Origin of the sequence: Salinibacillus aidingensis, assembly GCF_039522525.1 — a bacterium.
Lineage (GTDB): Bacteria > Bacillota > Bacilli > Bacillales > Alkalibacillaceae > Salinibacillus > Salinibacillus aidingensis.
On the sequence record NZ_BAAADO010000002.1, the window covers coordinates 381,700 to 399,427 of the forward strand.

Annotated in this window: 21 protein-coding genes and 1 pseudogene; 2 read left to right on the forward strand and 20 right to left on the reverse strand. The window is 45.4% G+C overall.

All coding sequences use genetic code 11. The features are described 5' to 3' along the window. Positions 1 to 566 precede the first annotated feature (566 nt). The 18 genes from ABD006_RS05465 to ABD006_RS17975 form a co-directional block, all read right to left on the reverse strand. On the reverse strand, positions 567 to 971 hold the full coding sequence (locus ABD006_RS05465; protein ID WP_044162387.1) for a F0F1 ATP synthase subunit epsilon: 405 nt from the start codon (positions 969 to 971) through the stop codon (positions 567 to 569). A gap of 45 nt (positions 972 to 1,016) precedes the next feature. Next, a complete protein-coding gene (atpD, locus tag ABD006_RS05470) occupies positions 1,017 to 2,432 on the reverse strand; it encodes a F0F1 ATP synthase subunit beta (protein WP_343838498.1) in 1,416 nt (471 codons plus the stop codon). A 28-nt stretch (positions 2,433 to 2,460) separates the two neighbouring features. After that, positions 2,461 to 3,321 (reverse strand): ATP synthase F1 subunit gamma, encoded by an 861-nt coding sequence (gene atpG / locus ABD006_RS05475; protein WP_343838500.1) that lies wholly within the window; start codon positions 3,319 to 3,321, stop codon positions 2,461 to 2,463. 44 nt (positions 3,322 to 3,365) lie between these two features. Further along, positions 3,366 to 4,874 (reverse strand): F0F1 ATP synthase subunit alpha, encoded by a 1,509-nt coding sequence (gene atpA, locus ABD006_RS05480; RefSeq protein WP_343838502.1) that lies wholly within the window; start codon positions 4,872 to 4,874, stop codon positions 3,366 to 3,368. A 17-nt stretch (positions 4,875 to 4,891) separates the two neighbouring features. Further along, the gene (locus tag ABD006_RS05485) at positions 4,892 to 5,437 is read right to left on the reverse strand and encodes a F0F1 ATP synthase subunit delta (RefSeq protein ID WP_343838504.1); all 546 of its coding nucleotides are present in this window, start codon (positions 5,435 to 5,437) and stop codon (positions 4,892 to 4,894) included. After that, entirely contained in the window at positions 5,430 to 5,957 is a 528-nt protein-coding gene (locus tag ABD006_RS05490) for a F0F1 ATP synthase subunit B (RefSeq protein ID WP_044162397.1), read from the reverse strand. Before ABD006_RS05490 ends, ABD006_RS05485 begins: the two co-directional genes overlap by 8 nt. A 447-nt stretch (positions 5,958 to 6,404) precedes the next feature. Continuing rightward, positions 6,405 to 6,614: a F0F1 ATP synthase subunit C gene (gene atpE / locus ABD006_RS05495; protein WP_343838522.1), complete on the reverse strand. Its 210-nt coding sequence runs from the start codon at positions 6,612 to 6,614 to the stop codon at positions 6,405 to 6,407. A 48-nt stretch (positions 6,615 to 6,662) separates the two neighbouring features. Then, a complete protein-coding gene (gene atpB / locus ABD006_RS05500; protein ID WP_343838523.1) occupies positions 6,663 to 7,385 on the reverse strand; it encodes a F0F1 ATP synthase subunit A in 723 nt (240 codons plus the stop codon). Positions 7,386 to 7,395: 10 nt separating this feature from the next. Continuing rightward, positions 7,396 to 7,776 carry an ATP synthase subunit I gene (locus tag ABD006_RS05505; protein ID WP_044162400.1) on the reverse strand — a complete coding sequence of 127 codons (381 nt, stop codon included), beginning with the start codon at positions 7,774 to 7,776 and terminating at the stop codon, positions 7,396 to 7,398. Between the two features lies 1 nt (position 7,777). After that, positions 7,778 to 7,996 (reverse strand): AtpZ/AtpI family protein, encoded by a 219-nt coding sequence (locus ABD006_RS05510; protein WP_343838524.1) that lies wholly within the window; start codon positions 7,994 to 7,996, stop codon positions 7,778 to 7,780. A 107-nt stretch (positions 7,997 to 8,103) separates the two neighbouring features. Further along, positions 8,104 to 10,398: a S8 family serine peptidase gene (locus tag ABD006_RS05515; RefSeq protein ID WP_343838525.1), complete on the reverse strand. Its 2,295-nt coding sequence runs from the start codon at positions 10,396 to 10,398 to the stop codon at positions 8,104 to 8,106. A 281-nt stretch (positions 10,399 to 10,679) separates the two neighbouring features. Then, positions 10,680 to 11,798 (reverse strand): non-hydrolyzing UDP-N-acetylglucosamine 2-epimerase, encoded by a 1,119-nt coding sequence (gene wecB / locus ABD006_RS05520; protein WP_343838526.1) that lies wholly within the window; start codon positions 11,796 to 11,798, stop codon positions 10,680 to 10,682. A gap of 28 nt (positions 11,799 to 11,826) precedes the next feature. Then, complete coding sequence (gene upp / locus ABD006_RS05525) at positions 11,827 to 12,456, reverse strand: uracil phosphoribosyltransferase (RefSeq protein ID WP_343838527.1); 630 nt, start codon at positions 12,454 to 12,456, stop codon at positions 11,827 to 11,829. 329 nt (positions 12,457 to 12,785) lie between these two features. After that, on the reverse strand, positions 12,786 to 14,024 hold the full coding sequence (locus ABD006_RS05530) for a serine hydroxymethyltransferase (protein ID WP_343838528.1): 1,239 nt from the start codon (positions 14,022 to 14,024) through the stop codon (positions 12,786 to 12,788). Between the two features lie 38 nt (positions 14,025 to 14,062). Further along, the gene (locus ABD006_RS05535; protein ID WP_343838529.1) at positions 14,063 to 14,200 is read right to left on the reverse strand and encodes a hypothetical protein; all 138 of its coding nucleotides are present in this window, start codon (positions 14,198 to 14,200) and stop codon (positions 14,063 to 14,065) included. Positions 14,201 to 14,333: 133 nt separating this feature from the next. Beyond that, positions 14,334 to 14,903 carry a TIGR01440 family protein gene (locus ABD006_RS05540; protein ID WP_343838530.1) on the reverse strand — a complete coding sequence of 190 codons (570 nt, stop codon included), beginning with the start codon at positions 14,901 to 14,903 and terminating at the stop codon, positions 14,334 to 14,336. 82 nt (positions 14,904 to 14,985) lie between these two features. Beyond that, on the reverse strand, positions 14,986 to 15,426 hold the full coding sequence (gene rpiB / locus ABD006_RS05545) for a ribose 5-phosphate isomerase B (protein ID WP_343838531.1): 441 nt from the start codon (positions 15,424 to 15,426) through the stop codon (positions 14,986 to 14,988). Between the two features lie 18 nt (positions 15,427 to 15,444). Beyond that, a complete protein-coding gene (locus ABD006_RS17975; RefSeq protein ID WP_425542189.1) occupies positions 15,445 to 15,993 on the reverse strand; it encodes a hypothetical protein in 549 nt (182 codons plus the stop codon). 97 nt (positions 15,994 to 16,090) lie between these two features. Between ABD006_RS17975 and ABD006_RS05550 the strand changes: the two are divergent. Beyond that, a pseudogene (locus ABD006_RS05550) lies at positions 16,091 to 16,235 on the forward strand (methyl-accepting chemotaxis protein); the annotation flags it as partial. Here the strand turns inward: ABD006_RS05550 and ABD006_RS05555 are convergent. Together ABD006_RS05555 and ABD006_RS05560 are read right to left on the reverse strand one after the other, a co-directional pair. Continuing rightward, on the reverse strand, positions 16,211 to 16,735 hold the full coding sequence (locus tag ABD006_RS05555) for a HAMP domain-containing protein (RefSeq protein WP_343838532.1): 525 nt from the start codon (positions 16,733 to 16,735) through the stop codon (positions 16,211 to 16,213). The pseudogene ABD006_RS05550 and the gene ABD006_RS05555 sit on opposite strands and share 25 nt — an antisense overlap. A 27-nt stretch (positions 16,736 to 16,762) precedes the next feature. Then, a complete protein-coding gene (locus ABD006_RS05560; RefSeq protein WP_343838533.1) occupies positions 16,763 to 17,353 on the reverse strand; it encodes a low molecular weight protein arginine phosphatase in 591 nt (196 codons plus the stop codon). 80 nt (positions 17,354 to 17,433) lie between these two features. Here ABD006_RS05560 and ABD006_RS05565 point away from each other — a divergent pair, with 80 nt between their 5' ends. Then, entirely contained in the window at positions 17,434 to 17,616 is a 183-nt protein-coding gene (locus tag ABD006_RS05565; protein WP_343838534.1) for a hypothetical protein, read from the forward strand. Positions 17,617 to 17,728: the final 112 nt, after the last annotated feature.

The window sequence follows — 17,728 nt, forward strand, 5'->3', positions numbered from 1 at the left end:
ATCGGGGTCATGCAGGAAAATTGAATGGCGGGGAGATTTGGGAATATGGGTTTAGGGGCATTTGGATTAATTTTAATTAGGCTGGTTTTGGGATAATTCTGGGTGGTTTGGCTTAATTACGGCTGGATTGGATCAATTAGCTATTTACAGGTTTAATTGATTTTTTTAGGGCGATATCTGCCATTTCAGGTTTAAATACTCTCCATCCGGATTAATCTTTTTCAAATCAGGTTTAATTATTTTCCATTCTGGTCGAATTATTTCCAAAATAGGTTTAATTCCGGTGGGGAGCGGATTAATAATTGCTTTTATAAAATAATTAATTTCTTACAGGATTAATTCCAATTGTTTTGGATCTGATCAATTCCCGACCCCGGGGATTGATTCCGCCTGACTAAGATTAATCCCGCATGCCTGGATCAATTCTACCCTTCCCGGATTAATCCCCCATGCATAAGACCAATTCTCCACTTTTCGGCTTAGTCTCAACTGCAAGCCCATCCCTGAATAAACAACAAAAACCGGAATCCCCATCAATAATGAGAATTCCGGTTTTCATTAAACTTTTATTTTCCTGTTCCTGCGATATCCAGACGATTGATCGCGCGTTGCAGGGCTAACTGGGCGCGCTTGAAGTCGATATCGTCTTGTTTGGCATTGAGACGGCGTTCGGCACGTTCTTTGGCTTTGCGTGCCCGTTCAACATCGATGTCACCTGGTTTTTCAGCGGATTGGGCTAAAATGGTGACATTGTCAGGGCGGACTTCCAGGAAGCCACCGCTGACGGCGAGTTCATCCTCGTCTCCTTCTTTTTTTAAACGTACAGAGCTGATGGTTAATGGCGCAACGAGGGGAATGTGCCCTGGCAGGATCCCAAGTTCGCCATTTTCTGCTTTACAGCTAACCATTTCGTACGCATTTTCCAATACAGGGCCATCAGGAGTGACAACACTCACTGTCACTGTTTTCATGGTTAACCCCTCCTTGGGCTTCTAATTAGAAAGTTTGCACTTCCCCTAAGACTCTATTTGTTCAGCTTTTTCAACAACTTCCTCGATGCGTCCAACCAGACGGAAGGCATCTTCCGGAATGTCGTCATATTTACCATCAAGAATTTCCTTGAAGCCACGAACGGTTTCTTCAACTGGAACATAGGATCCTGGCTGACCAGTGAACTGTTCAGCCACGTGGAAATTCTGAGATAGGAAGAATTGAATACGACGGGCACGGGCAACGGTAAGTTTATCCTCATCGCTTAATTCATCCATACCTAAGATGGCAATAATATCCTGAAGCTCTCGATATTTCTGCAGAGTACTTTGAACGTTACGTGCTACTTCATAGTGCTCTTCACCTACTACGTTAGGGTCAAGGGCACGGGAAGTTGAAGCAAGCGGGTCCACAGCTGGGTAAATACCCATCTCTGATAAGGAACGCTCTAGGTTTGTTGTCGCATCCAAGTGAGCGAAAACGGTCGCTGGTGCCGGGTCTGTATAGTCATCGGCAGGAACGTATACAGCCTGAATGGATGTGATAGAACCTTTGTCGGTTGATGTAATACGCTCTTGCAATTGACCCATATCCGTTGCAAGGGTTGGCTGATAACCAACGGCAGATGGCATACGTCCAAGTAACGCGGATACCTCTGAACCAGCCTGTGTAAAACGGAAAATGTTATCGATAAACAACAGTACGTCCTGGCCTTCTACATCACGGAAGTATTCAGCCATTGTCAGACCTGTCAGGGCTACACGCATACGGGCACCTGGTGGTTCGTTCATTTGTCCGAATACCATGGCTGTTTTGGAAATAACTCCGGAATCTTTCATTTCAAAGTAAAGGTCGTTACCTTCACGGGTACGCTCTCCAACACCGGTAAATACGGAAATACCTCCATGCTCCTGGGCAATGTTGTTAATGAGCTCCTGAATCAATACGGTTTTACCAACACCGGCACCACCGAACAGACCAATCTTACCACCTTTTGTATAAGGAGCAAGCAAGTCTACAACTTTAATTCCGGTTTCAAGAATTTCAGTTCCTGTTGACAGGTTCTCAAACTCAGGAGATGGACGATGGATTGGATTACGATCCACTTCTTCGCCAATTTCATCTTCTAAGTCAATTTTATCGCCTAATACGTTAAATACACGTCCAAGGGTTTCATCACCAACCGGAACGGAAATCGGCGCGCCCGTATCCTGAACTTCCATTCCACGTACAAGACCTTCTGTACCTGACATGGCAATGGCACGAACGGTGTCGTCACCTAAATGCAAAGCAACTTCCAATGTAAGATCAATATCAACGCTTGAGTCATCCTGCGCTTCATGCTTAACGACTAAAGCATTATAGATTTCAGGCAGGTTGTCGGAATCAAACTTCACGTCTACTACCGGACCTGTTACCTGAGTGATATATCCTTTGCTCATCCTTTTCCCTCCTTACTGCATTCATGTCCTATTCTAGAGCTGATGCTCCACCAACAATTTCGGAAATCTCCTGAGTGATGGCTGCCTGACGTAAACGGTTATACGTTAAGCTTAAGTCATCAATCATATCGTTCGCATTATCGGTAGCATTCTTCATAGCCGTCATACGTGCGGCATGCTCACTTGCTTTACTGTCTAAAATCGCACCGTATACCAGACTTTCAGCATACTGCGGCAGTAAAACATTTAAAATATCTTCCTGATTAGGCTCGTATTCGTAAGAGCTTGAAGTCTTCTGATTCCCACTGTCTAAATCTGTTAATGGAAGCAATTTCTTTTCGGTCACTTTCTGGGAAATTATGCTTTCAAAATGATTGTAGATCATATAAATTTCGTCAACTTCTTCATTAACGAACAGATTTACCGTCTCGGTCGCCAGTTCTTTAATGTCGGCAAAGTCCGGCTGGTCGTCGATACCTACAACCTCTTTCGCGACAGGCATGTTCCGTTTTCTGCAGAACTCCCGGGCCATTTTTCCGATAGCAATGACCGTATATTCATCTTTTGACTTGTGCTTCGAAAGGTTGTTATTTAATTCCCGAAGTACGTTACTGTTAAAAGCACCTGCCAGACCACGATCTGCCGTAATGACAACGTAGCCGGTCTTTTTCACATCTCTGGACGTCAACATTGGATGATTGGCGTCAGAGTCACCAGAGGCAATGCTGGCTACAACCTCCTGAATCTTTTCCATATAGGGAACAAATGACTTGGCATTTTGTTCAGCACGGTTCAGCTTGGCTGTAGAAACCATTTCCATTGCACTCGTGATTTTTTTCATATTTTTCGTTGAATTAATTCTGCCTTTTATGTCATTAAGGGATGCCACACCATTTCACCACCTTTTTCTGGACTAGCCATTATGCAAATCACTTATTCGGATACAACAAACGTTTTCTTGAAGCTTTCAATCGCATTGTTGAAGTCTTCTTTTTCTGGCAATTGACCTGTTGAACGAATATGCTCCAGAATTTCGGTTGCATTTTTATCCATCCAGTCGAACAATTCGGATTCAAAGCGCTGCACGTCTTCAACTGGGATGTAATCGAGATATCCATTGGTCAATGCGTAAATAATGGACACCTGCTTTTCAACCGGCTGTGGCTGGTGAAGTCCCTGCTTCAGCATTTCAACGGTTCTTGAACCACGGTTCAGTTTATCCTGTGTTGCTTTATCCAGGTCGGAACCAAACTGAGCGAATGATTCAAGCTCACGGAAGGAAGCAAGGTCAAGACGGAGTGTACCGGCAACCTTCTTCATCGCTTTAATTTGGGCGTCCCCACCAACTCGGGATACGGAAAGACCTGCGTTAACCGCCGGACGTACACCGGAGTTAAATAGATCCGTCTCTAAGAAAATCTGTCCATCTGTAATGGAGATTACGTTGGTCGGAATGTATGCAGAAATGTCTCCCGCCTGAGTTTCAACGAAAGGAAGTGCGGTTAAGGATCCGCCACCTTTGTCATCACTAAGCTTTGCTGCACGCTCAAGCAGACGTGAGTGAATATAGAAAACATCTCCCGGGAATGCTTCACGGCCTGGTGGGCGGCGAAGTAACAGGGAAAGTTCACGATATGCAGCTGCCTGCTTGGATAAGTCGTCATAAACTACTAATACGTGCTTTCCGTTATACATGAACTCTTCACCCATAGATACTCCCGCATATGGAGCCAGGTATAAGAGTGGTGCCGGGTCGGATGCACCAGCGGAAACAACAATGGTGTAATCAAGCGCACCATTTTGGCGAAGGGTTTCCACTACCCCACGTACGGTTGATTCCTTTTGTCCGATGGCTACATAAATACAAATCATATCCTGATCCTTCTGGTTAATGATTGTATCTAATGCAATCGCTGTTTTACCGGTTTGACGGTCACCGATCACAAGCTCACGCTGACCACGGCCAATTGGAATCATAGAGTCAATAACCTTCAGACCTGTCTGTAATGGTTCATCAACAGATTTACGATCCATTACCCCAGGTGCAGGTGATTCAATTGGGCGAGTTTTACCTGTTTCAATATCCCCTAAACCATCGATTGGCTGGCCTAGAGGGTTTACAACGCGGCCTTTAAGCTCCTCCCCGACAGGAACCTGCATAATACGGCCTGTACGGCGAACTTCACTGCCTTCACGAATTTCTGTGAAAGGTCCAAGGATGACAATACCAACGTTGTTTTCTTCAAGGTTCTGTGCCATACCCATTACACCATTGGAGAACTCAACAAGCTCACCGGACATGACATTATCAAGACCATGAACACGTGCGATACCGTCACCAACTGTAATAACAGTACCTACATCATTTACTTCTATATCAGATTCATAATTTTCGATTTGCTGTTTGATCAGCGCACTGATTTCTTCAGCATTGATGCTCATCCACTTTCACCCCTATCTTATTTGTTTGCAGAAACCAGCTCACGTTCGATACGCTCTAACTTTCTACTTATCGTACCATCATAGATGCGATTCCCTATTTTGAGCTTCACACCGCCAATAAGGGATGGGTCTACGATATTGGTAATATATAGAGAGTTTTTTCCCAGCTTCTCTGCAAACACTTTTTCTAATGACTGCTTTTCTTCATCCGATAATGCACGAACGGAATATACATCGGCTTCAGCTACTCCCCGAGATTCGTTCGTCATCGATATGAAGGCTCTTGTCATCGCTGGTATTTCCGTTTCACGATGTCTTTCTGTCATAATAAATAAAGTGTTCAATAATTCCTTTGAAACATCTTTAAAAGCATCCTTCAGAAGAGCTTTCTTCTTTTCAATAGAAATGCTTGGAGAACTCAGGAATGTTGTTAAGTCCTGACTTTCGTTAAAAACGGTCTGTACCGCCTGAACTTCGGTTAAAAGCTGATCGAGTGCTAATTTCTCTTGTCCTAGTTCAAAAAGGGCTACGGCATAACGATTGGCAACAACTGAATCACTCATCGTTATCTCCTACCTCTTTTAAATATTCATTGATAAGCTCCTCCTGATCCTTCTCAGAAAGCTCTTTTTCAATAACCTTGCTTGCAATTCTTACGGACAAGGACGCCACTTGATCCTGAAGGGCTGTAATAGCTTTATCTTTCTCCTGCTCGATTTCCTGACGAGCGGTTTCTTTCATACGGTCTGCTTCACTGCGAGCAGCGCTAATAATGGATTGTTCCTGTTCCTTCGCCGTTTGCTTAGCATCTTCAATAATCTTCTGAGCATCCTGTCTGGTGCTCTTAATGTTTTCTTTTGCCTCAGCTGCTAAGCGTTCTGCTTCCTGGCGATTTTGTTCTGCCGTATCGATTTCACTTGCAATATGATCCTCACGCTCTTTCATTACGTTCATTAATGGACCCCATGCAAATTTCTTCAAAAGATATAGCAGAATAGTGAACGTTAGTAAGGAAACAATAATATCTCCACCATTAAAGCTGAACCCACTAGCGTTTAATACGAGAACGCTTGTATCTAACACGCCACACACTCCTTTCGCCAAAACATTTGATATCGGCTTTTCAATCGTCGAACTTGTTTATGAAGCTAGGACAACACCTAATGTTGGATATGCTGCCATTAAGATAGTGCATATAACCCGCTCCGGAAATATACTTCGCTAATGTCATTTGCTGTTTTCCTTATAGCAGATGACCTAGCTTCTTACACTACAAGTTCAGATGGCGAAAAGCTTTTTTCATGCAATTATGGAGGCTAAGCTCCAGGTTAAGGGTTAAACAATCGTTTGTTTGTGAAACGAATAAGCCTGGAGTTTCAGGCCTCCGGTTTTTTCTGAGATTTTACAGTTGATGTTGTCTGATTGGCTCCAAGCCGTCATAAGCATAATCCGCTCCGTGGCCAAAAGCACGCCACTCCGCGTATTCTGCTTATGCGGTCGGAGCTAAGCGGGGCCCTTCCACTTTTAAACCTACATTACCATAAATGCGATTACGACGGCGATGATTGGGAGTGCTTCGACCAATGCTACACCGATGAACATGGTTGTTTGAAGGGCACCGCGGAGTTCTGGTTGACGTGCGATTCCTTCTACTGTACGACTTACGATAAGACCGTTACCAATACCTGCTCCTAATGCTCCTAAACCTACTGCAATTGCTGCTGCTAAAGCTCCTGACATTTGAAATTCCTCCTCATATTTTCGAAATTAGATTTTTTCAATATAACATTAATGGTCCTGACTCACTTTGTGGGACATATAGACCATTGTCAACATTGTAAAGATAAATGCCTGAATTGCTCCTATAAAGATACTGAAGCCTTGCCAAGCTAACATTGGAATAATACCACCTAAGAATCCAACGGCTCCAGTTGTCATGAGTCCTGCCAGCAGAGTTAAAAGAATCTCCCCTGCATAAATGTTACCAAACAGACGAAGACCTAACGTCAACGTGTTGGCAAATTCCTCAATAATGTTAAAAGGTAACATTAGTGGGAGTGGTTCGAAATAGCTCTTTCCATACTTTTTCGCACCTAATGTTTTCACACCATAATAATGGGTTAAAACAATAATCAAAACAGAAAGTGACAATGTAATGCCTGGATCAGATGTTGGGGATTTCCACCATAAATCATGATCAATGGTAATCAGCATGATAACCCCTAAAATATTCGAAACGAAGATGTATGTAATCAACGTCATCCCCAGGGGTAAAAACTGTTTACCCGTCTTCCAATCCATGTTGTCACCAATGATTCCTTTAACAAAATCAATTAACCATTCCATAAAGTTCTGCAGACCGGTCGGTTTTCGCTTTAAATTCCGACTGGCTAAAATTCCTATAATAAATACGATCGTTGCGGCAATCAGCATCATCACCACATTGGAAAGGTTAAAGTCCAGCCATGAAATACCAAATAAATCCTGGTATATCGGTGCCTCGTGATCCAAAATTTTCACCTCACTTCCTAGGGTTTAAATCTTTTAGATGTAGTGCATAATCTATGATAATGACAAAGTAAGATGTCATTAATCCCAATACAACGGGTATTACCTGGAAATATTGCGGGTAGCGGATGGTTATGACCACCGCGAGTGCTGCACTTGCAAAGCGTGAAAACGTCCCGATTGCCCGGGAAGTTACGTTTTTGGATGCAGCATGTCCAACCTGATTAACCTTGCGTTGTATCAGCCAGAGGTTAAAAAAGCTTAAAGAGGAGCCTAAGATCAGGCTTAAAAATATTTTGGGATAAGGCGAAAATCCCCACCCAAGAACAAAGAGGGCCAGTATATAGAGCATCCATTTTCGTTGTCGATTGACCATCACCTTGTATTGCTGCATGTCAGTTATCTCCTGTGTATTTATTGACTAAGTTAATTGTGCCATAAACCCCTGCACCCAAGCCAATAAAAAGTCCAATAATCAGAAAAGTCGGTGATGTTCCAAGCTTCTGGTCAATCCATCTGCCAAAAAAAATGCCCACCAGCGTACTCCCTGACAAACAGGAAACAATCGCACTTGTCAACGCAAAGGCATGAAAAGGCTTTTGATCCTTACCCATGAGGCCACCTCCATGGGTTATTCATTCAAATTCCTTTATGTGAAAACCCTATCATACACCTAGATTAGCATACAATAGTCCCCTTTTTGTGTCAATAATATCACAATTTAAAATTCGGATGGGTGCTGTAAAAGTTGAAAATCTGTCACAATTGAACTGTATTTTTGGCCGTTTAACACCTTGACAAGTGCAAGATAATGATCTTCCCCTACTTCTTTTCTTGGGATAATCCCGTCGATCATCCCCGCTTCTACATCTTTTTCCCGAACAATGGTTTTTATATAGCGCAGAGTTTCCGGATCATAAAGATCAATCGTTAACTGATCCGCACCATCAGGCAGATACATCCGGTATTTTAGCTGATTTTGTTCAAATGGTGAGACTGACAGCTCCAATCCATCAATTTTGGGATAGTCGGCCGTTTTATTGACAAATAAGTAGGGCAGCTTTCTGGGTTTGTTTTCATTATATAGGGTCAGCCAGCCTTGATGCATTCCTTTTTCTAAATTTCCAGAATGTACCCGAAGATTTATGCTGATTTTCTTTTTCTCGCCCGGCTTTAAATAAAAGGTCTGCGGAACATCCCACGTTACCCCCTCTGAATCATCCGGAATCTCAAATCGGAACTTTCTCTTTTGATCTGATCGGTTTTCAATCATCATATTTACCGTTTTCGTTTCATTTCTTTTCGTAACTTTTCCAAACGTAAGCCGGCTTCCATGGATGAGAACTTCCGGGTTAATGCTTTTTTCCGGCTGAATTTCCCCCATCCCCTGTGCAATGGGAGCATATAAGCCCCCCTCTTCATTTTTGAAGGGGATTGCGGTTGAGAGAACAGCTGCCTTCATCCTTTCCGGACTCCAATCCGGATGGGCCTCTTTAATCAGGGCAAGAACCCCCGTAACAAACGGGGCCGCCATACTCGTACCCTGCAGCTCCTGATAGCCCCCGGGAACTGTACTTGCAATGTTTACCCCAGGAGCGAGCACTTCCGGTTTAATATCCCAATTGGCGACAACCGGACCTTTAGAGCTGAAGGAGGCCAGTTTATCCTCCATATGCTTGTAGGAGGTACGAAGCCACAAATCTTTTTCCGCTTTTTCCAGCAGCCATTTCCCATTCTTTTTTGAAACGGCAGCAACCGGAATCGATGGCGGCACGGTCAAGCCACCTTCCAGCTTTCCTTTTTCATTATTATAAATAATCGCTGCGACGGCTCCTGCTTCTTCTGCCTTCTGTACTTTTTCCGTAAAGGGAATGTCACCTCGTTCAAAGAGCACGATTTTTCCTTCTGCATTCTCAACGGGCTCTTTGCCTAAGCCTCCATCCACCAATTTATAGGGTTTTTGAAGATTCCATTCAGGCGCACCCATCATTGGGGTTAAGCCAATTGCTTTATCATCCAGTGGCGCGGTTACATAAGGTATTTTCATTTCTGTAATGGATGCTCCTACAGATAGAGCCTTGACGGATGTGGCAGGTGATGAAACCGTCCAGTTTTCAGGGCCGGAGTTTCCATTGGCAATCACCACCGCTACCCCTTGATCAATCGCTTGATTAACAGCCATACTTGTCGGCCAGTCCGGACTATTAACGGTGCTTCCGAGAGACAGATTAATGATATCCATGCCATCTTCTACCGCCCGCTCTATAGCCGCAATAATCCCAACGGACGAACCCACACCACCCGGGCCGAGCGCGCGGTAGGCATAGATGTCCGCATCCGGTGCCACACCCTTCATCTCCCCATTAGCGGCAATAATACCCGACACATGGGAGCCGTGTAATGTCGGCGGACCTTGGGTTGGGAGGGTTTCCATCGGGTCCTCATCAAATTCCACGACGTCATAGCCGCCGTGATAATTTGCTTTCAAATCCGGATGTTCGTAGGCGATACCAGTATCAATCACACCGACCTTGATGCCTTCCCCGGTATATTCGGAATCTACCGGGCGGTCAGGGGGCTCTATGGCATCAGCGTTTTGCGGACTTTGGTTTTGTTTCGCAGGTGATTCGGAAGCTTTTTCTGCTTCAGAACGGTCTGATTGTTCTCCTTTCTCTGTCTGCTGATTGGATTGCAATGACGGCTGGGGAACTTCATATTTTTGTGCCGGAAACACATGCTGGATAAAATCTTCCTTGTCAATACCATAAACATCCTTCGCTTCCCCTTTAATCGCCAGGGCGTTAAGCAGCGTATCATACACATGTACAACTTCCACGAATGGATGATAGTCTTCTATGTAATCCTTCCATTTATAGGGATCCCCCTCCACTTCAACAATAACTGAAACCTCCTCCTCCAGAGCGGTAACCTTATTTTGGGGATTCATGGGCATGAAAATGGCTGCTGTGACGATGAAAAGAATAATGGTCGTATGAGTGATGGCTTTAATGTTCATTGTTGATACGCTCCCACTTTTTTCTTATTAGTTTTTGCTGTGGGGCCGGGGATTATTCAGATGGTTGCGGTGGGGTATGGCCTGGATTTCGGAATTTAGCCGGGAGAGGCGGTTTTTCGGCCTGGATTTCCGGAATTAAGCCACACTTCCTGTTATTATGCCAACCCACCGGTATTTAAGCCACATCAATCCAGACACAATATAAATTTTCTCAAACCAAAACAAAAACCTGACCCTCCAAAGAGTCAGGTTATACAAAAGCAGTCAGGTCTATCTAATTTTCACTTCTCATTAAAGTGGGATATAATTGCGTCTGCGATTCTTCCGGAGGCCTGTCCGTCACCATATGGATTGGAGGCGCGGGCCATCCGTGCGTGGGCTGCTTCATCCGAAAGCAGTTCATCGGCCATGGTGAAAATCGCCTCTTCCTCCGTGCCTGCGAGTTTCAATGTGCCGGCTTCCACGCCTTCAGGTCTTTCGGTTGTGTCCCTGAGAACGAGGACCGGCACACCGAGGGACGGTGCTTCCTCCTGGACCCCTCCTGAATCGGTCAGGATAAAGTGACTTCTGGCGGCAAAATTATGAAAATCCAGGACCTCGAGAGGTTCGATGAGGTCAATACGGTCATGATCTCCCAGAATTTCCTTTGCCGTCTGCTGAACGACAGGATTCAGATGAACAGGATAGATGACCTGGATATCCTCATGCTTGTCAGTCAAACGTTTGATTGAACGAAACATCTGCTCCATTTTTCCACCCAAATTTTCCCGGCGATGGGCCGTCACCAGTACCAGTCGTTTTCCTTCCGCCTTTTTTAATCCCTCGTGTTTATAATCAGGCCGGACCGTTGTTTTTAAAGCATCAATGGCCGTATTTCCTGTGACGAAAATCTGTTTCCGCTGTTTTCCTTCCTGAAGCAGGTTCTGCTCAGCCTGATGGGTCGGTGCAAAATGCAGATCGGCCATAACTCCTGTTAGCTGACGGTTCATTTCTTCCGGGAAAGGAGAATATTTATTCCAGGTGCGCAGGCCTGCCTCCACATGACCAACCGGAATCTGATTATAATAGGCGGCCAGGCTTGCTGTGAAGGTGGTTGTCGTATCCCCATGGACCAAAACCATGTCAGGCGCGGTTTCCTTCATAACTTGATCGAGACCTTCAAGAGCCCTCGTTGTTATTTCAACCAGTGTCTGCCGCTGTTTCATAATATTCAAATCAAAATCTGGTTCAATTCCGAAAAGGCCCAGGACCTGATCCAGCATTTCCCGGTGCTGGGCAGTAACGGTTACAATGGGTTCAAATTGCTTGTTGCGCTTTTTCAATTCTAAAACCAAGGGTGCCATTTTGATAGCTTCAGGTCTGGTTCCAAAAATCGTCATTACTCGAAGGCGCCTGTTCACTTCTCCCCACTCCCTAACTTTCAAAAAATTACTTCGTGCCGTATAAGCGGTCTCCGGCATCCCCAAGACCTGGAATTATGTAGCCTTTTTCATTTAACTTTTCGTCGAGTGCAGCCAGGTAAATATCAATATCCGGATGCGCTTCTTTCACTGCCTCAACGCCTTCAGGTGCTGCGATCAGACACATGAGACGGATCTGCTTTGCGCCACGTTTTTTCAGGGAATGAATCGCTTCAATCGCTGAACCACCTGTCGCAAGCATTGGGTCAATCACAATCAGTTCGCGCTCTTCAATATCAGATGGTAATTTTACATAGTATTCCACAGGCTGGAGTGTTTCCGGATCACGATATAAGCCAACATGTCCTACTTTCGCGGCTGGAATCAGCTGTAAAATTCCATCGGTCATGCCTAAACCTGCACGTAAAATCGGAATAAGTCCAAGCTTCTTACCCGCTAATACTTTTGATGTTGCCGTCTCCACAGGGGTATCAATGGTGACCTCCTGAAGGGGCAGATCCCGTGTGATTTCAAAAGCCATCAGCGTGGCAACCTCATCAACAAGCTCTCTGAATTCTTTGGTTCCCGTACTTTTATCACGAATAAATGTTAATTTGTGCTGAATCAATGGATGGTCAAATACGTACACTTTTCCCATGAGCCGAACTCTCCTTTATTAAAAGATATATCCTACAAATTGTACTGAAATAAAATCGTCGTTTCAACCGAATCACGGATTTCTGAAAAGTTTCATAATTGTGCCGGCATAATCGTTACAGCTGGCGGGCTATTCTCTGTTGCTGACTGCCGGGATCAGCGGATCATCCCAAAATCCCTCACAAAAAAGACTGGCATCTATCGTCCTTTGCCAGTCTTTCTCTATTCAGCTGCCGGGCATGCTCTGCCCCGGAATCAGCCTCAGCCACAGGTCGCCAGGTCACGGGCTGAGAACGTCCCGCTTTTCCGTGACAGGCCGGCAAAACAAATCTACTCCTCATACAGCGGATATTTCGCTGTTAAGGCTGCTACACGTTGTTTTGCTTCCTTCAGCTTCTCTTCGTCTTCTGTATTTTTTAACGTCAGTGCGATGACAGCCGCAATTTCATCCATCGCCTCCACATCAAAGCCGCGGGTGGTGACGGCTGCGGTTCCAATCCGAATACCACTGGTTACAAATGGGCTTTCCGGATCAAATGGAATCGTATTTTTATTAGCCGTAATTCCTACTTCATCAAGGGCTTTTTCTGCTGTTTTTCCGGTAAGTTCAAGTGGGCGCAGATCGAGCAATAGTAAATGGTTGTCTGTACCACCAGAAACGACTCGGACCCCTTCATTCGTCAGGGATTCACCCAGACGTTTGGCGTTGTCAATGATTTGCTGTGCATACTCCTTAAAGCCTGGCTCAAGCGCCTCTTTTAACGCAACAGCCTTGGCAGCAATAATATGCATGAGTGGTCCGCCCTGAATGCCAGGGAAAACGGATTTATCCAGTTTCTTCGCGAATTCCTCCTGGCAGAGAACCATTCCGCCCCGCGGTCCCCGAAGAGTTTTATGGGTGGTTGTTGTGACAAAATGGGCCTGTGGAACCGGATTAGGATGAAGACCTGTGGCGACAAGTCCGGCAATATGGGCCATGTCGACCATTAAGTATGCGCCAACTTCATCGGCAATTTCCCGGAATTTTGCAAAGTCGATTTCCCGTGGATAGGCACTGGCTCCAGCCACAATAAGCTTTGGCTGTACCTCTTTTGCTTTCGCTAAAACAGCCTCGTAATCAATTTGTTCGCTGTCCTCATCCACCCCATAGTCTACAAAGTTGTAAAGGGTTCCGCTAAAGTTAACTGGACTGCCGTGGGTTAAGTGACCCCCATGGTTTAAGTTCATGCCTAACACGGTGTCTCCTGGTTCAAGAACCGTGAAGTAGACGGCCATATTTGCCTGGGCACCGGAGTGAGGCTGTACGTTGACATGGTCCGCACCGAACAGCTTCTTCGCGCGGTCACGGGCTAAATTTTCGGCAACATCGACATACTCACAGCCTCCGTAATAGCGGCGACCTGGGTAGCCCTCTGCATATTTGTTGGTCATGACGGATCCTGCTGCTTCCATCACGGCTTCCGAGACAAAATTTTCCGATGCAATCAGTTCAATTTTATCCTGCTGTCGCTTTTTTTCCTTCTCAATCGCTTCCAAGATTTCCGGATCTACGTTTTGTAAATGCTCCACAGCTTTCTCCTCCTCACATGATTAATCACATGTATGGTTTAATGAGTCTTGTTCTGATAAAGTGAAACTTCCATCAGTGGGGGGTCTCCATCCCCCATGATTTGGCCAGCTGCGGCTCCCAGGTCAAGGCGGATATAAGCCAAAGCCATTCCGTGGCCAAGCCCATGCCACTCCATGTCTTCGTCTTATCCCGCATGATCTAACCGGTCGCCTCCGCTTTTCTTGTTAGTTGAACTTATCAGGGATTTACTGGCCGTTTATCCCCCACTTATTTTTGTTGGTTTACCCTCAAGCCTTGAAGTGGGGGTATTACGGCCAGTTAATACGTGATAAAGAATAAACCGCCCGCTCGCCTCCGATTAGTTTTGGACGGGTATAGGCGGCTGTAACATGGGCTTCCCCAAGGGTTTTCCGGCTTAACCGCACCGGGACAGCTACAGGCTTTAAGTGCATACCAATAAACGTATCCCCAATATCCATTCCTGCATGGGCCGTGATGGATTCGACCAATACAGGCTGCTCCATATGCTGATACGCATAGGCTGCCATCGATCCGCCTGCCTTTGGTACGGGTACAGCAGACACTTCAGTGAGTGCGTATTTTTCCATCGCCTTCTGCTCCACAACCAGGGAACGATTTAAATGTTCACAGCATTGAAACGCCAGGTGGATACCGCTCTCTTTTTGCAGCCTCTGCATTTCCTGAAAAATAACGCTGGCAATCTCTTCGCTGCCTGAGGTCCCGATTCTTTCCCCGGCAACTTCACTGGTCGAACAGCCCAGGACAAACAGCTGACCTGGCTGTAAATACTCACTTCTGCGCCAATCGTCAACCAGTTCCTTGAGATGACTTTTGATTTCTGTCTGTAAATCAGTCATAGTCCATCACCTGATTCCGCGAAAAGACGGGGCAGCCTGAGCTTGGCGCATGCCCTGTCTCTTCCGTAATTTTGTTAAAAACTTACTTATTCTCGTACTCCGTGATTTTTCCGATGCGGTTTTCATGGCGGCCGCCTTCAAATTCGGTCTCCAGCCATGCTTTTACAATCTCTTTTGCCAATCCAGATCCAATTACACGCTCTCCCATGGCAATCACGTTGGCATTGTTGTGCGCCTTTGTCATTTTCGCACTGAATACATCGTGAACAAGAGCACAGCGGATTCCTTTTACTTTGTTGGCAGAGATGGTCATGCCGATGCCTGTTCCGCAAATTAAAATCCCTAAATCATAGTCTCCAGCTGCAACCTTTTCCGCGGCCGGGATTCCATAGTCAGGATAATCAACGGAGCCTTCACAGTCACAGCCCATATCGTCATACTCTATATTCATTTCCTGCAAAAGACCTGCAATTTCCTGGCGCAGATTGACACCACCGTGATCGGATGCGAGTACAATTTTCATAGCGGTCAGCTCCTTTCTCTATTTTTCGAATTTATGAATTTGCCTATTCAGCTGCTGCGCCTGCTGTTCCAATTGGGCAGCCATTTGACTGATTTCTTCAATAACGGCATTCTGCTCCTGAATCGAAGCACTTACTTCTTCCGTACCAGCCGTCGTTTCCTCGGCAATTGCTGCAACTTCTTGAGATTCCTTTGATGTTGCTTCCATTGTTTCTAGTTGTTTATCCATCAGGTCAGAAATATGTCCGACAGCATCTGCCACCTCGTTGACCGAGGACGATACGTTGGCAATAGCGACGTTGGATTCTTCCCCTTTAGAAGCTTCCTGTCTGGCATAGCTGACCTGACCTTGGATCCGCTCTACCACTAATGTAATAATCTTTTCAACCTCTGTCGCATTATTCTCCAGACGTTCCACCGCTTCCAAAGAGTTTTCCTGGTCTTTAGAGATATTCTGCACACTTGTAACGAGCTTTCCGATAATCCCTTTAGACTGGTCAAGCGTCTCCAGCATCCCCTGTGACAGGGAATGGGAATGCTTAGCCTTTTCCTGGACCTCTCTGGCCAATCTTGTTGCTTCCTCTACTGAATCTGCCGTTTGTAAAATCGATGACGAAGAGTTTTCGGCACCTGAGGCAATCTCCGTGATAGTCTGGGACGGGGAAATTGCTGAACAGACCAATCTTTTAGCCTTAAATGCCTCGATTGAAGCGGCCAGAGCCGGGGAGCATGGCCAGGGCTTTGCGGTTGTCGCCGAAGAAGTTCGTAAGCTGGCGGATGAAAGCTCAAATGCTGTGCAGAATATTTCCGGATTTATTACCAATACTCAAAAGGATGTCAGCAGTGTAAATGGACGTCGCCTGCTGTTCCGCATTCATAGCCGATTCCCTGATGGCGCCCACGGACTGAATGGTCTGATCAAAATTTTTCTCTATATTCGTTATGATACCACGCAAACTGGCCAGCATGGTATTAAATGCTACCCCAAGTGAACGAATTTCATCATCCGATTTTGACACATCGGCATCCTCTGCAATATTGCCGCTCGCTGCTTCTGTGGCAGCATCCTTTAGTTTCAACAATGGTTTAATAATCAGGCCCGCTGCAAAATAAGCCAAAATCCCTGACCAGAAAATCCCGAGCAGTAATACCAGGATTGTATAAACTGCCTCCGATACTCCTAAAAACGATTGCAAAAAGTCACTTAGTACATAAATAAAGAAGGCGCTCGTCCCGTATGTAATAAGAGCTAAAACCGTTATGAAAATGACAAGCTTTACCCTCAAGCTAAAACGGTGCTTTTCTGTCATTCTCGTCTCCCCCTGTTTCCCGATTCCCTACTTATTTCCATTGTCCAACTTTTTTACAAGAAGTTCAATATATTTTTCGAGTTCTTCCAGGGTTTTTCGATAAACGTTCACATCTCCGCCAAATGGATCCTGAATATCCTGACTGTCCATCTGTTTTTCCAGATGATCGATTTTTTCCTGAATTTCTTCTACTTCTTCAGAGAATGCCTGGTTGCTGGAGGATTTGAGAAGTGCTCGATGACTCTCGAGGGTTGCATACGCCTCCTTAAGCTCCTGCCAGATTTTCTGCTGGCTGTCATCCACATATTCCTTTAAAGTAAATACCTTTTCCTCAGCTGCTGGATACTGCATGATGATAGATTGCTTATGATTGGCCGTCATGGTCAGGATCACATCCGACCACTCAACGAGATCGGGAGTCAGGGGCTGGGATTGATGATTAAGCCGGATTCCTTTTTGCGCAAGGATTTCCTCTGTCTGCGGAGATGCAGGTGCTCCCTGTCCGGCAAAAAGACCCGCCGACTTCACTTCAGCATCTTTATATTTATGCTTTAAAAGTGCTTCTGCCATTGGACTTCGACACGTGTTTCCCGTACAGACAAACAGTATATGATTCATGCTGGTACCCCCTCATTTCTTCTTAGCCAAAATATATCATTAAACAGGGAGAGCTGTCACTTTTCGGGTGGATATGGGAGATGGTATGGATAAGTGTTGGTGAGCCTGCCGGAGTATGGTGTGGAGCGGATTGGGCGGGGCGTGGTGGCTTAATCCCGGGGGTGAGCGGATTGATTCCGATTTTTTCCGCTCAAATCCCGGGACGTGCGCCGATAAAAGTGATTGTTAGCTCAATAAATAATATTCCGGATGAATACCTGTAAAATCGGATTAATTCTTATGACATTGGACGAATCATTTTTAAAACAGGATTAATTATTTCCGGAATTGGATTAATTATTTCGAAAACAGGCTTAATCCCGAGCTTGAGCGGAT

What these genes read in the sequence shown, in the direction of transcription:
- ABD006_RS05465 (WP_044162387.1), bottom strand. Translation starts at nt 971, where the DNA reads ATGAAAACAGTGACAGTGAGTGTTGTCACTCCTGATGGCCCTGTATTG.
- atpD (WP_343838498.1), bottom strand. Translation starts at nt 2,432, where the DNA reads ATGAGCAAAGGATATATCACTCAGGTAACAGGTCCGGTAGTAGACGTG.
- atpA (WP_343838502.1), bottom strand. Translation starts at nt 4,874, where the DNA reads ATGAGCATCAATGCTGAAGAAATCAGTGCGCTGATCAAACAGCAAATC.
- ABD006_RS05485 (WP_343838504.1), bottom strand. Translation starts at nt 5,437, where the DNA reads ATGAGTGATTCAGTTGTTGCCAATCGTTATGCCGTAGCCCTTTTTGAA.
- atpE (WP_343838522.1), bottom strand. Translation starts at nt 6,614, where the DNA reads ATGTCAGGAGCTTTAGCAGCAGCAATTGCAGTAGGTTTAGGAGCATTA.
- ABD006_RS05505 (WP_044162400.1), bottom strand. Translation starts at nt 7,776, where the DNA reads ATGCAGCAATACAAGGTGATGGTCAATCGACAACGAAAATGGATGCTC.
- ABD006_RS05510 (WP_343838524.1), bottom strand. Translation starts at nt 7,996, where the DNA reads ATGGGTAAGGATCAAAAGCCTTTTCATGCCTTTGCGTTGACAAGTGCG.
- ABD006_RS05515 (WP_343838525.1), bottom strand. Translation starts at nt 10,398, where the DNA reads ATGAACATTAAAGCCATCACTCATACGACCATTATTCTTTTCATCGTC.
- upp (WP_343838527.1), bottom strand. Translation starts at nt 12,456, where the DNA reads ATGGGAAAAGTGTACGTATTTGACCATCCATTGATTCAGCACAAATTA.
- ABD006_RS05535 (WP_343838529.1), bottom strand. Translation starts at nt 14,200, where the DNA reads ATGGAGTGGCATGGGCTTGGCCACGGAATGGCTTTGGCTTATATCCGC.
- ABD006_RS05540 (WP_343838530.1), bottom strand. Translation starts at nt 14,903, where the DNA reads ATGACTGATTTACAGACAGAAATCAAAAGTCATCTCAAGGAACTGGTT.
- rpiB (WP_343838531.1), bottom strand. Translation starts at nt 15,426, where the DNA reads ATGAAAATTGTACTCGCATCCGATCACGGTGGTGTCAATCTGCGCCAG.
- ABD006_RS05555 (WP_343838532.1), bottom strand. Translation starts at nt 16,735, where the DNA reads ATGACAGAAAAGCACCGTTTTAGCTTGAGGGTAAAGCTTGTCATTTTC.
- ABD006_RS05560 (WP_343838533.1), bottom strand. Translation starts at nt 17,353, where the DNA reads ATGAATCATATACTGTTTGTCTGTACGGGAAACACGTGTCGAAGTCCA.
- ABD006_RS05565 (WP_343838534.1), top strand. Translation starts at nt 17,434, where the DNA reads ATGGTATGGATAAGTGTTGGTGAGCCTGCCGGAGTATGGTGTGGAGCG.